The organism is Campylobacter sp. CS_NA3 (assembly GCF_027797495.1).
GTDB lineage: Bacteria > Campylobacterota > Campylobacteria > Campylobacterales > Campylobacteraceae > Campylobacter_B.
The window spans coordinates 900,415-913,376 of sequence record NZ_CP115609.1; the positions used below are offsets into that span (position 1 = coordinate 900,415).

At 36.7% G+C, this 12,962-nt stretch carries 13 protein-coding genes; 10 read left to right on the forward strand and 3 right to left on the reverse strand.

Annotated elements, in window-relative coordinates; all coding sequences use genetic code 11:
- Positions 1-2 precede the first annotated feature (2 nt).
- Together lepB and folD are read right to left on the reverse strand one after the other, a co-directional pair.
- On the reverse strand, positions 3-881 hold the full coding sequence (lepB, locus tag PF026_RS04445; protein WP_270863942.1) for a signal peptidase I: 879 nt from the start codon (positions 879-881) through the stop codon (positions 3-5).
- 12 nt (positions 882-893) lie between these two features.
- The gene (gene folD / locus PF026_RS04450) at positions 894-1,748 is read right to left on the reverse strand and encodes a bifunctional methylenetetrahydrofolate dehydrogenase/methenyltetrahydrofolate cyclohydrolase FolD (protein WP_270860819.1); all 855 of its coding nucleotides are present in this window, start codon (positions 1,746-1,748) and stop codon (positions 894-896) included.
- A 166-nt stretch (positions 1,749-1,914) separates the two neighbouring features.
- Between folD and PF026_RS04455 the strand changes: the two genes are divergently transcribed.
- From PF026_RS04455 to PF026_RS04475, 5 genes are all read left to right on the forward strand, one after another.
- Positions 1,915-2,274, forward strand: coding sequence for a c-type cytochrome (locus PF026_RS04455; protein WP_270863943.1), 360 nt, complete (start codon positions 1,915-1,917; stop codon positions 2,272-2,274).
- Positions 2,271-3,542 (forward strand): glutamate-1-semialdehyde 2,1-aminomutase, encoded by a 1,272-nt coding sequence (gene hemL, locus PF026_RS04460; protein ID WP_270870431.1) that lies wholly within the window; start codon positions 2,271-2,273, stop codon positions 3,540-3,542. Before PF026_RS04455 ends, hemL begins: the two co-directional genes overlap by 4 nt.
- A 219-nt stretch (positions 3,543-3,761) precedes the next feature.
- Entirely contained in the window at positions 3,762-4,100 is a 339-nt protein-coding gene (locus PF026_RS04465) for an AtpZ/AtpI family protein (RefSeq protein ID WP_270870430.1), read from the forward strand.
- Positions 4,100-4,504, forward strand: coding sequence for a hypothetical protein (locus PF026_RS04470; RefSeq protein ID WP_270870429.1), 405 nt, complete (start codon positions 4,100-4,102; stop codon positions 4,502-4,504). The genes PF026_RS04465 and PF026_RS04470 overlap by 1 nt, the downstream gene beginning before the upstream one ends.
- A gap of 45 nt (positions 4,505-4,549) precedes the next feature.
- Entirely contained in the window at positions 4,550-5,695 is a 1,146-nt protein-coding gene (locus PF026_RS04475) for an MFS transporter (RefSeq protein WP_270870428.1), read from the forward strand.
- A 25-nt stretch (positions 5,696-5,720) separates the two neighbouring features.
- Here the strand turns inward: PF026_RS04475 and PF026_RS04480 are convergent, their stop codons facing one another.
- Entirely contained in the window at positions 5,721-6,908 is a 1,188-nt protein-coding gene (locus PF026_RS04480) for an MFS transporter (protein ID WP_270870453.1), read from the reverse strand.
- A 122-nt stretch (positions 6,909-7,030) separates the two neighbouring features.
- On the opposite strand from PF026_RS04480, the gene PF026_RS04485 reads away from it, so the two are divergent.
- From PF026_RS04485 to recG, 5 genes are read left to right on the forward strand one after another with little or no spacing between them, the layout of a single operon-like run.
- On the forward strand, positions 7,031-7,945 hold the full coding sequence (locus PF026_RS04485) for an SPFH domain-containing protein (RefSeq protein ID WP_270863948.1): 915 nt from the start codon (positions 7,031-7,033) through the stop codon (positions 7,943-7,945).
- Complete coding sequence (locus PF026_RS04490; protein ID WP_270863949.1) at positions 7,942-8,412, forward strand: NfeD family protein; 471 nt, start codon at positions 7,942-7,944, stop codon at positions 8,410-8,412. The genes PF026_RS04485 and PF026_RS04490 overlap by 4 nt, the downstream gene beginning before the upstream one ends.
- Complete coding sequence (locus tag PF026_RS04495) at positions 8,405-9,454, forward strand: dehypoxanthine futalosine cyclase (RefSeq protein WP_270863950.1); 1,050 nt, start codon at positions 8,405-8,407, stop codon at positions 9,452-9,454. Before PF026_RS04490 ends, PF026_RS04495 begins: the two co-directional genes overlap by 8 nt.
- 10 nt (positions 9,455-9,464) lie before the next feature.
- Entirely contained in the window at positions 9,465-10,682 is a 1,218-nt protein-coding gene (locus PF026_RS04500) for a M16 family metallopeptidase (RefSeq protein ID WP_270863951.1), read from the forward strand.
- 6 nt (positions 10,683-10,688) lie between these two features.
- On the forward strand, positions 10,689-12,503 hold the full coding sequence (gene recG, locus PF026_RS04505) for an ATP-dependent DNA helicase RecG (RefSeq protein ID WP_270864030.1): 1,815 nt from the start codon (positions 10,689-10,691) through the stop codon (positions 12,501-12,503).
- The last annotated feature ends 459 nt before the right edge of the window (positions 12,504-12,962 follow it).

Genomic DNA, 12,962 nt, shown 5'->3' on the forward strand with positions numbered 1-12,962 from the left:
CCTTAATCTTGCTCGTAAATCAAACTCTCATTAGTTTGCAAAGTATCCGCAAACCGCCCTATTCGCTCCCAGCGAATTTTTCTATCATTTTTATAGTCAGGTATTTTTGGATTTTCTGGCACAGTCCAACTAAAATATATAAACCAAGGTTTCCCAACGATAAATTTATATGGCACGGTTCCCCAATAGCGACTATCTTTTGAATTATTTCTATTATCGCCTATCATAAAAAATTCATCTTCTGGAATTTTGATATAAAATGCGTTAAATTCCATATTTCTAAAATTCACCGTATCGCCCAATTCCTTAACTACCAAAGGTTTCATTGAAAATGAATTTTGCATCAATGCCAACTCGGTTTCTGCAAGCATATTCAAACGACTTTTTGGATTATAATTTATCCCTTTAAATTTATAAGGCTCTTTTACAAATTTTTGCCCCATGAGCGTTACAATGTCGTTTTTGTCGTAGTTTTTTTCGATAAATTCATCGCCTTCGTGCGGACGAAGATAAAAGTTATTTAGATCAAAAATCACCTCATCGCCGCCGACTGCAAAATTTCGCTTTACATAATGCATTTTTGTATCTTTCGGATACCTAAACACAACTATATCGCCCCTTTTTGGGCGTTCGCCGTCTATTAAATGCCCATTACCTTTAAAATCAGGCAAAACAGCCTTTTCTATCCACGGGATATGCGGCGTAGGAATTCCGTAACTAAATTTTTTCACAAATAAAAAGTCCCCCGGCAAAAGCGAGTGCTTCATCGAACCGCTTGGAATCACAAAAGCCTGTGCCACAAAAAATATCACAAATAAAACGATTAAAACCGTCCCCGTCCAGCTACTTGCAAAATTATAAATTTTCTTTAAAACGCCCATAAATTTGCTTTCTTAACGATTTTTATTTAGGCGATTTTTTGCCGAAGTAATCGTATTTTCTAGTAGCATAGCGATTGTCATAGGTCCAACACCACCAGGAACAGGCGTGATAAAAGAACATTTTTCTTTAACGCTATCAAAATCAGCGTCCCCGACAAGGCGTCCGTCTTCTAAGCGATTTATCCCAACATCGATTAGCACGGCGCCGTTTTTTACCATATCGGCAGTTACAAAAAACGGCTTTCCGATAGCCGCAACCAAAATATCGGCATTAGCGCAAATTTCTTTTAAATTTGCAGTTTTGCTGTGCGTTATCGTAACGGTTGCATTAGCATTTAATAATAAATTCGCCATAGGCTTACCGACGATATTACTTCGTCCGATGATGACGGCGTTTTTACCGCTTACTTCGATGCCGTATTCCTTCAAAAGTCGCATAATGCCAAGCGGAGTGCAAGGCACAAAGCTATCTAATCCGCTTACTAAGCGACCCACATTTACGGCATGAAAGCCATCGACATCTTTTTTTGGATCTATTTTTTCTAAAACTTTGTTTGTGTTTATATGTTTTGGCAAAGGAAGTTGCACCAAAATGCCATCTACTGCGTCATCTTCATTTAAATTTGCAATCAAATCCAAAAGCATTTCTTCGCTTGTGTCTTTATCAAGGCGGTGCATGATCGAATTTATTTCACATGAGATACATGCTTTTTCTTTACTTGCGACATAAGTTTGACTTGCTTTATCGTCCCCGACTAAAATAACTGCTAAGCCCGGTTTAACGCCTTTTGAAGCTAAATTTAGTGCTTCAAGTCTAACTTCTTCTTTGACTTTTTTTGAGATTTCTTTTCCGTCGATTATCGTCATTTTTAACCTTTTTTAGAATTTACAAACTTAATATAATACCCAAAGTTATAATAAAACTAGTTGAATTTTTAAAATTAAATTCATAAAATTTAACAAATTTAGAGTTATTTACCTACTTTTAAACTCAAAAATTATAATATTTTAAAAAAATTTAAAAAGTGAATTTATGCGAATTTTGATATTTTTATCTATTTTTTTAAGTGCGATTTTTGGCGAAAATTTTATAACCGAAGCCGAATACGGCGAACTTTTATACAAAAATCCACGCGGTATCGGTTGCAATAAATGTCATGGAGCAAAAGGCGAAGGAAGCTTGATAGCAAAATACGGCGAATTTAATAAAACTTCGGGCGAATACTATGACACCGAGCTTGTCGCACCGCCTATAAACAAGCTTTCTTTGCAAGAATTTGCAGACGGGGTAACAAATTCAAAAGGGGTAATGCCAAGCTATTTTTTAACCAAAGATGAGATTATAATTCTTTACAAATTTATAAAAGATCTAAATAAGGAGAAGAAAAAATGACAAACCACAAAGCTTTTACTCAGGCACAAAAATTTATTCCCGGTGGCGTTGATTCGCCAGTGAGAGCATTTGGAAATGTAGGAAGTGAGCCGTTTTTTGTAAAAAAAGCAAAAGGAAGCTATATTTATGACATCGAAGGCAAAAAATATTTAGATTTTGTGCAAAGTTGGGGACCGCTGATTTTTGGACATTGTGATAAAGATATTCAAAAAGCCGTTATTAAAACAGCTAAAAACGGGCTTAGCTTTGGTGCTTCAAGTCCGTTAGAAACCGAACTTGCAAAACTAGTTCTTGGAAAATTTGATTATTTGGATAAAATTCGCTTTGTTTCAAGCGGCACGGAAGCCACGATGAGTGCAATCCGCCTAGCTCGCGGATTTAGCAAAAAAGATAAAATCATTAAATTCGAAGGCTGCTACCACGGACACAGCGACTCGCTTTTGGTAAAGGCAGGAAGCGGTGCGACAACTTTTGGAAATGCTAGTAGCGCAGGAGTTCCAGAAGACATTGCTAAAAATACCTATTTGGCGATTTATAACGACATTGATAGCGTAAAGGCGATTGTCGAAAAAGAAGAAATCGGCACAATCATCATTGAGCCAATCGCCGGAAATATGGGCCTAGTTCCTGCAAAAGCTGAGTTTTTGGCTGAACTTCGCAAAATTTGCGATGAGAAAAAAATCGTTTTGATTTTCGATGAAGTTATGAGCGGATTTAGAGCTAGTGCGCTTGGAAGCTACGGAATTTACGGCATTAAGGCTGATTTGGTAACTTTTGGCAAGGTTATCGGTGGCGGAATGCCGGTAGCTGCTTTTGCCGGGCGAGAGGAGATAATGAATTTAATAAGCCCGCTTGGCGGGGTTTATCAAGCAGGAACGCTAAGCGGAAATCCTGTCGCTATGGCAGCAGGAATCGCTTCGGTAAGTAAAATTTTTGCTTCAAAAAATCTTTATAAAAAACTAGAAAATTTAGCAAATTTATTTATGGACGGATTAAAAGAAATTGCTAACAACAAAGGAATTCCTTTGCAAACTTGCGTAAGAGGCTCTATGTTTGGATATTTTTTCACTGAAAATCCTGTGCTAAACTACGCAGACGCCCTAAAATCAGACACAAAAACATTTGCCAAATTCCACGGAGCGATGACAAAAGAAGGCGTTTTTCTAGCCCCAAGCCAGTTTGAAACAGGCTTTATTTGTGCTAGTATGAACGAAAAAGAGATCGAATTTGCTTTGAAAAAAGCAAAAAAAGCGTTTGACAAATTATAAAAATTTGCTTGAATTTGCAAATTCGCCTTTTGAATTTGCAAATTTATTTAATTTTATAAATTTTTGACGAGTATTTTTAGTATATTTTTCAAGTTGTGAAGTAAAAAATCGAGCGAGATTAGACAAAAAAGTCTATCGAAGCGAGATTTTTACGAACGCTTGGAAAAGATACAAAAAGACGAAGTCAAAAAAAGTCAAAGTCAAAAAAGGGAAAAATTTATGAGAGTAACAAAAAACTTAAACAAAGTAGTTCATGGCGCAAACGCACTAAGTGTCGGAATTTCCGTTGTTGTAGCCGTGCTAATCGGCGTATTTTTAGGGATTTATTTTAGAAATTTAACAGGCTCAAATATAGCGTTTGTAGTCTGTGTTTTATTTGGAATCGCAGCGGCAATTTTAAACATTTACAAAGCCTATAAAGCTTTGAGTGCCGATATGAGCGAGCTTGAAAACGATCCAAGATACAAAAATTATAAAACTCAAAACGCCGAATTTGACGATGATGAGTGGGGCGAAAATTCGCAAAACGGCGAAAATTCGCAGAATTTGGAAAAATAGTGATAAAAAAAGTTTTAAAAATTTATCTTATTTTGGATTTGTTGCTTATTTTAGCTGCGCCGTTTTTGGGATTAAAATGGCTTTTAAATTCGCAAATCGCCTTTGTTTGTGCTTTACTTATCATTTTTGCCGCACACAAAAGCTATAAAAGACGCATAAATTTAGAGCTTTTAAGCGGAAAATACGACAATCTAGGCGAATTTGACGATGATGAAGAAAAGAAAAAAACTAGATTTTCTTTTACATTTTTTGCACCTTTAAAAATGCTAAGTTACGCATTTATGGCACTTTGCATTTATATTCTTGCTAAATTTAATCTTTTTTGGATTGTAGGATTTTTAGCAGGAACTAGCATAATTCCGATTGGAACGCTCATCTTTTTATTAAAAAGCAAAGAAATTTAAACCCAAATTTATGCTAAAATTCGCCAAAATTTACAAAGGAAAATATTGCAAAGTAGCAAAAGAGCGATAAAAATTTTAACTCCGCTATTTTTGAGTGCCGAGCTAATGTTTATCGGAGAAGCCATAGTTTTAGCTTCTGTCGGAATTATTTTAAAAGCTTCAAATATCGGCGAATTCACTATCGGTTTGGTTTCATCTTTTTATTTTTTAGGTGCTATTTTTTGCACTTTTTTTATAAGCAATATCATTTCTAAAATCGGACACGCTCGTGCTTATACACTATTTTCTGCGATTTTTGCTACAAGTGCGTTACTTCATGCCTTAAATCAAAATCTTATTTACTGGGCATTTTTGCGTTTTATGCTTGGGTTATCGTATTATAGTTTGGTTATTATTATTGAAATTTGGATAAATTCAAAGATTTCAAATCAAATTCGCTCTCGTGTTTTGGCTTGTTACGAGGTAGTTTTTTATTCAGCTTTTGCGATTGGAACGCTTATTTTAGGTCTAAATTTAAGCCCTACGGCAATTTTCATTTTTAGCGGAATTTTTATAATTTTAGGACTTATTCCGCTAAATATTTTTAAAAATAAACAACCACCACTCCCACAAACTAAAAAAATAAAAATTCCAAATATTTTTAAAATTGCTCCGCTTGCCTTAGCGACGAGTTTAAGCGGTGGAATTTTGATCAACGGATTTTTAAGTATGGCAAGTGTTTTTATTTTGTCTTTGGGTTTTGGCGTTAAAGAAGTCTCTCTTTTTATCGCACTTGCAACCATCGGCGGTCTTGTTTCACACATATTTTTTGGATTTTTTAGTGATAAATTTGGCAGAAAATTTGCCATTATGGGCGTTTGCGTTTTAGGAATTTTAACTTCGATCTTATCTTTATTTTTTAGCCAAAATTTAAGCGTTATGTGGATTTTAGCGTTCTTTTTAGGTGGCGGGATTTTCCCGCTTTATTCCCTAGCTCTTGCAAGAGCAAACGATGTCATCAAAGATAAAAAACTAATCGCAGATGCTTCGGCTGCACTAATGCTTGGGTATTCGACCGCTTCATTTATATCGCCTGTGATTTTAGGAAGTGCAATGCAAATTTTTGGCGCAAAAGGATTTAATATAATTTATATTATCACTCTTAGCGCACTTTTTTTATTTGCAACCTTTCAAAAAAATATAAAAAACTAAAAAATTTATCAAATTCGACCTAGTTTTACAAATATTTATCATAAACAAATTTATAGTAAAATCCTGCCACCAAAAAGCAACCAGCCATAATCATCGTTATCGCAGATAAACTAACCCCAAATTCAAATAAAAATCCGATTGCCGCCGAAGTTACGGCTGAGACGATAAAAAATAGCATATCATTATACGCTATTACTCGTCCCAAAAATTCGTCGTCGCAGTGGTGTTGCAAACGGGTAAAAGTATAAGACCAAAGTGCCGTTATGCAAAAACCGGCTGCCGCAATACCAATAAATGAGATATAAAAATTAAACTGAAATGTCGCCCACAAGGCAATTCCCACAAACTGCCCGATAAAAAGCCAAAAAAGAATTTTATCATTTAGGTATTTTGACAACACAACCTGCCCGACCATAGAAAACGCCGCCCTTGCCATATTTATAAAGCCGATTATGAGAGCAGCGCTCATAATGCCTTTGTATTTATAATCTGCCAAAAGCGCAACCAAAGCATCATAGCTAGTAACTCCCACAAACGCATGAAGCACCATAAAATGCACCACCACAGGATTTTTACGCAGATAGATTAGCCCTTCTTTTAGCATTTGTGTGATTTTTACGCCTGTTTTTGGCAAGATATGTTTTAAATTTAAATTTAATAAAATAAAAAACGACACAAAATAAAGCACAAAGTCAAAAATAAACGCCATTTTCACGCCAAAATAGTGTATAAAAATCCCCGCTATACCCATACCGATAGTATATGAAACAGACCAAAGCATACCAAACATCTCATTTGCGAGTTTGAGATTTTTTTTGGTTAAAATTTTTGGAAGCATACTCATCGCTGCTTGAAAATAGAGCGTCCCCGCACCAGAGCGCAAAAAAATCATCAAAAATAAAAGCCAAAGCAAATCAAGGCTATCAATAAAAATCAAAGGCAAAACGCTGATAGTTTCGATTAAAAACATACTTACCATTAGGGGTTTTGGGCGAAATTTATCGACAATTATGCCATTAATCGGAGCTAAAAAAATATTTGGCACAAAAGCTAACGCAGCACACGCCGTAATCGCCCAAACAGGCGCACCAAGTTCGATTAAAAGCGTAAAAATGCCCGTATGCGAAAACCAAACGCCAAAGCTACAAATAAAACTAACAATGGTAAAAAGTCTGAAATTTCGGCTATAACGCAAAAGCGCAATGTATTTAATCATCAAATTCCTTTTAAATTCAGGCAATTTTAGCCAAATTTGGCTTAATTTTTTTGATAAAATTTTGCAATAAGCATTTAAATGGTATAATCTCCAAATTTAAATTCACTAGGAGAAAAATTATGGAAGGATTTGCAGTATTTGTCGTTTTAATCGTCTTTTTGGTTGTAGCTATTTTAAAGCTAGGTATCAAAATTGTCTCACAATCTGAAATTATGATTATAGAGCGACTAGGTCGCTTTCACAAGGTTTTAGATGGCGGATTTCATGTCATAGTGCCGTTTTTTGATAGCGTAAGGGCAAGAATGAGCGTTAGAGAGCAGCTCGTCGATATTTCCAAACAACAAGTCATCACAAAAGATAATGTCAATATCGCAGTCGATGGGATCGTATTTCTAAAAGTAATCGACGGAAAAATGGCACTTTATAATGTCGAAGATTACCGAAAAGCTATTTCAAATTTGGCTATGACTACACTAAGGTCGGCAATCGGCGAAATGAGCCTAGATCAAACACTTTCAAGCAGGGACCAACTAAACTCAAAACTTCAAATCGCTCTTGGCGATGCAGCCGATAACTGGGGCGTAAAGATAATGAGAGTGGAGATTTCAGAAATCTCCGTGCCAAAAGGTATAGAGGATGCGATGAATTTGCAAATGAAAGCAGAACGCGAAAAACGCGCAATCGAGCTTAAAGCAGAAGCCGAAAAAGCAGCTTTAATACGCAACGCAGAAGCTCTAAAACAAGAAAAAGTCCTTGAAGCAGAAGCGATTGAACGCATGGCAGATGCGAAAAAATACGAGCAAATCGCCCTAGCAGAAGGTCAAAAACACGCTATGGATAATATCAATATGGCTATGGCAAATTCGAAATTTGCAGCCGAATACCTACTAACGCAAGGTCGCATTGAAGCCTTTAACGAACTAGCCAAAAACGGCTCAAAAGATAAAATTTTAGTGCCTTACGAAACTAGCGAACTTATCGGCTCGCTAAGCGTTATTAAAGAATTTTTAAGTAGTAAAAAAGAGACGAAATGAGTGCGTGGATTTTTATAGCCTTGGGCATTATTTTTATCATCGCAGAAGTCCTATTTATGGACTTTACGCTTATATTTTTTGGGATTGGATTTTTAAGTGTTGGAATTTTAAGCTTTTTTGTTGGTTTTTCGTGGCAAATTCAGCTCTTACTTGCTGCCATGCTTTCGATAGTGCTTTTAGTAATGCTAAAAAAACGCATTAAAGCAGCATTTTTTAAACCAAAAGAAAAACTAGAAGACAATTTTTTAGATGAAAGTGGCGTTGGAGAGATAAAAAACGGCATGGTTTATTATAAAAGCACATTTTGGAAAAGCGATGAAATAGCGAATTTAGCTGACGGCGAAAAAGTGCGAGTAAAAGGCGTAAAAAACGGGCAAATCGTGCTTGAATTTGACAGCTCAAATACCGACGGCTCGGTCGCTGACAAAAACAGCCCAGCCACCCAAAACAAGGGCGAAAATGAGTAGATTAAGCAAAAAAGAAGCCCTAAATTTAATCCAAAATGCCGATTTATACGAGCTTGGAGCTATGGCGTATGAAAAAAAGCTGCAATTGCACCCAGAAAAAATCACGACTTTTGTAGTCGATCGCAACATTAATTACACAAATATCTGCTTTGTGGATTGCAAATTTTGCGCGTTTTGTCGTAAAATCAATGAAAAAGATGCTTATATTTTGAGCTTTGATGAGATTGATGCGAAAATCGACGAGCTAATCGCAATCGGCGGGACGCAAATTCTATTTCAAGGCGGCGTTCATCCAAAACTAAAAATCGATTGGTATGAAAATTTAGTGGCTCACATAGCCCAAAAATACCCGCAAATCACGATTCACGGCTTTTCTGCAATCGAAATTGATTATATCGCCAAGATTTCAAATTTAACGCACAAAGAAGTTTTATCTAGGCTTCAAGCCAAGGGGCTTTACTCAATTCCCGGAGCCGGAGCTGAGATTTTAAGCGATAGAGTTAGAGATATAATCTCGCCTAAAAAAATAGGCGCAGACAGTTGGCTAGGCGTGCATAAAGCCGCCCACGAAATCGGTATGAAAACCACAGCCACGATGATGTTTGGCACGGTCGAAACTGACGAAGAAATCATCGAACACTGGGAAAAACTGCGAAATCTGCAAGATATTACGGGCGGTTTTAGAGCTTTTATCTCGTGGAGTTTTCAATCAGCAAACACAAAACTCATCGCCCAGCACCCAGAAATCAAAAAAACAAGCTCAAATCGCTATTTAAGGCTTCTAGCTGTGGCAAGGCTATTTTTGGATAATTTTAAAAATATCCAAAGCTCGTGGGTTACGCAAGGCAGCTACATAGGGCAACTCGCACTAAAATTTGGCGCAAATGATTTGGGATCAACGATGATGGAAGAAAATGTCGTAAAAGCAGCAGGTGCGTCCTTTCGCATGAGCCAAAACGAAATGATAGAGCTCATCAAAGACATCGGCGAAATCCCAGCCAAACGCAACACAAACTATGATATTTTAGAAATTTACAAATAACGGAAAAACTATGGAAAAATACGAAATTTCGGTAAAAAACACAAAAATCGATGTGCTTTATGAATTTGACAAATCGCTTCCTGTGGTGCAATTTAAGCTGATTTTTAAAAATGTCGGCTCACTTGGTGAAAAAATCGAAGGTCTAGGCAAACTAACTTCAAATTTGCTAAAAGAAGGGACAAAAACGCTCGGCGGTAGCGAATTTGCAAGGCTTCTTGATATAAAAGCAAGTTCGATTTTTTCTTACTGCGAAAACGATAAATTTGTCATAAATTTAAGCTCATTAAAAGAGAATTTTAAATTTAGCCTTGAAATGCTTGGTAAATTGCTAAAAGAGCCGAATTTAACGCAATCCGTGCTAGAAAAAATCAAAACTGAAATGCTCGGCGAAATCGCAATGCTAAAAACCGAATTTGACTACATAGCAAATATAAATTTGCAAAAAATCCTATTTAAAGGCACTTTGCTGGGTAATGACTCAAACGGAAATGAAGAAAGTATCGCTAAAATCACGCTTGATGATGTAAAAGATTTTTTAGGAAATTTATGTTTAGAAAATTTAGCCGTTGTTTTGTGTGGAGATAGCAAATTTAGCGAAGATGATATAAAAAAAGTTTTGCAAATTTTGCCAAATTCAAAAAAACACAAACTGCCGTTTTACGAAGCAAACGACAAGTGCGAAAGTAAAGAAATTTACGAAGATAGCGAACAAGCCTACATTTACTTTGGTTCGCCTTTTTATGTGGATAAAAATGAAGAATTCATCGCTAAGACGGCACTTTTCGTGCTTGGAAGTAGCGGTTTTGGAAGCAGGCTTTTAGAAGAAATTCGCGTAAAGCGAGGTTTGGCATACTCAGCCTATGCAAGAGCCGATTTTAGCCTATTTGCTAGAAAATTTTCAGGTTATTTGCAAACCAAAAACGAAAGCAAAAACGAAGCAATCGCCGTAGTGCGTGATGAAATCGCTAAATTTGTCAAATTTGGCGTAAATTCTGACGAGCTAGAACAAGCCAAAAAATTCCTTTTAGGAAGCGCAGTTTTGCAAAAAGAAACTATGTTTAAAAGAGTTTCGATTTTAGTCGATGAGTATTTAAAGGGCTATGAATTTGGCGAATTTGAGCGGAATTTAGAGCGTATAAAAGCCCTAAATTTAGATGATTTGAATAAATTTATAAAATCTCACGATGAAATTTGCAAACTTAGTTTTTGCGTGGTTTGCAAAAAATAAGGAAAAATCGTGTTTGAGAGCAAAGACAGAGCTGAACTTGCCAAATGCGGGATTGTCTCGCTTTTAGATCTTGCTTTGCTCGTGCCAAAAAGTTTTGATGATTTAAGCATAAAAGATGAGCCTAGCGTTGGCGAAAATGTCGTAGAAATCGAGTGCAGGTTTCATCACCGAAAAGGCTCGATTTTGTTTATTACTGCTTTTTGCCACACTTGGGAATGCGATGTCAAAATTGTCATCTTTAACGCCAAAGCGTGGCATTTTGGGGCGTTTAAAAGTGGCAAAAAAATGTTTATTCACGGCAAAAGTTCATACGCTTTTGGACTTTGGCAATTTTCAAATCCGAAAATCATCACCAAAACAGGCGGTATCACGCCACACTACAAAAGCCTTTTAAAAGACGGCGTAGTGCAAAATTTCATAGAAAAATATGTGAGCTTTAACGCACTTTTGCAAAGCGGACTAAATGAAAACGAAGCGAATTTTTTAATGCAAATTCACGAAAATTCGGCAAAAAGTGTGGAAATCATTAGAAATTTGGAGCAAAATGAAGCAAATTTGCAAATTCTAAAATTCATTGAAATTTACAATTATATTGAAAAACTTTCTCATAAAAAACTAAATTTTAAAGCCAAGAAATTCCCCATTAGCGACATTTCGCACTGGCTTGAAAACCTGCCCTTTACGCCTACAAACGACCAACTAAATGCGATAAATGATATTCGCTCGGATTTAGAAGGCGAATTTGCCGCTAGACGCGTGGTTATGGGCGATGTTGGAAGCGGAAAAACGCTTATCATTTTAGCAGCGGCCTTGATGAATTTTCCGCAAATTTCCTATCTTATGGCGCCAACAACCATTTTATGCGAACAAATTTACGCAGAAGCCCTGCGACTTTTGCCGAAACAAATGCGAATTTTGCTTGTCAAAAGTGGCGATAAAAAGATAAATTTTGACGAATACGACTTCGTCATCGGCACTCACGCGCTTTTGTTTCAGGACTTAAAGCCCTCAAATCTCATCATGGTCGATGAACAACACCGCTTTGGCTCAAACCAAAGAGAAAAAATCAACCGCCTTACGAGTGATGGCGAATTTAAGGCGCATTTCTTGCAGTTTTCAGCCACGCCGATACCACGAACGCTTAGTATGATCCAGTCCGAACTTGTCAAATTTAGTTTTTTAAAACAAATGCCGTTCAAAAAAGAAATTCACACGCAAATCCTGCAAAATTCGGGCTTTGCTGACTTTATGTCGCATTTAAAAAACGAAATTTCAAAAGGAAATCAAGCTATCATCGTTTATCCGCTTGTTGAAGAAAGCGAAAAGCTCGTCTATCAAAGCCTTGAAGAAGCAGAACCATTTTGGAAAGAGCGATTTGAGCGGGTTTTTGTAACGCATGGCAAAGACAAAGAAAAAGAAGAAGTTTTAAGGCAGTTTAGGGACAATGGAGAGCTTTTGCTGACTACGACCGTCGTGGAAGTGGGAATTTCGCTTCCTAGACTTTCGACGATTTTAATCGTGGGGGCTGAGCGTTTGGGCTTGGCTAGTCTTCATCAGTTGCGTGGAAGAGTCGGGCGAAACGGCGGGACGGGCTTTTGCTATCTTTATACGAAGCTAAAAAATCCGCCTGAGAGATTGTTTGAATTCGCACGAACGCTTGACGGATTTAAGGTCGCTGAAATTGATCTAAAAAATCGCCAAGGCGGGGATTTGCTAGAAGGAAGTATTCAGCATGGGGCGAGTTTTGCGTGGTATGATTATGAAGAAAATTTAACGCAAATCGCAAAAGATAGGCTTTTTCTTAAAAATAAATCAGCCTAGCTTTTCCGTGATACTTCGTTTTTGCTTCGTTCGTTAGGCATACCAGCCTTAACTCACTTGCAAAAACTCGTAAGCACGAAAAATCGTCGGCATAAATTTATCAAATTTGCATTGAATTATTTTTGTTTTTTTAAATTTGCTATCAATTATCATTGCGAGACCACGCAGTGGTCGAAGCAATCGCCAGAGTTAAAACAGCCAAAACAAGCTTCGTAGGTTAGCTTCCTTACCCACCTTTAATATTTTTAAATTTATATTGAATTGCTTTGCAAATTTATTTGATTTACTTTGCTTCGCTACGCTTCGCAAGAAACATTTTTTGCTATACAAAAAGCGTTACACTTGTTTTGTCGTTGCGAGATTACAACACCGTCGTGGCAATCTACGAGATTAAATTTACGATTTGTTTTTTGTATCATTATGAGTAAAGCTTTACAAAACGAATAACATTTATTTAAT

Coding starts and splice junctions, on each gene's coding strand:
- lepB (WP_270863942.1), bottom strand. CDS start 881: ATGGGCGTTTTAAAGAAAATTTATAATTTTGCAAGTAGCTGGACGGGG.
- folD (WP_270860819.1), bottom strand. CDS start 1,748: ATGACGATAATCGACGGAAAAGAAATCTCAAAAAAAGTCAAAGAAGAA.
- PF026_RS04455 (WP_270863943.1), top strand. CDS start 1,915: ATGCGAATTTTGATATTTTTATCTATTTTTTTAAGTGCGATTTTTGGC.
- hemL (WP_270870431.1), top strand. CDS start 2,271: ATGACAAACCACAAAGCTTTTACTCAGGCACAAAAATTTATTCCCGGT.
- PF026_RS04465 (WP_270870430.1), top strand. CDS start 3,762: ATGAGAGTAACAAAAAACTTAAACAAAGTAGTTCATGGCGCAAACGCA.
- PF026_RS04485 (WP_270863948.1), top strand. CDS start 7,031: ATGGAAGGATTTGCAGTATTTGTCGTTTTAATCGTCTTTTTGGTTGTA.
- PF026_RS04490 (WP_270863949.1), top strand. CDS start 7,942: ATGAGTGCGTGGATTTTTATAGCCTTGGGCATTATTTTTATCATCGCA.
- PF026_RS04495 (WP_270863950.1), top strand. CDS start 8,405: ATGAGTAGATTAAGCAAAAAAGAAGCCCTAAATTTAATCCAAAATGCC.
- PF026_RS04500 (WP_270863951.1), top strand. CDS start 9,465: ATGGAAAAATACGAAATTTCGGTAAAAAACACAAAAATCGATGTGCTT.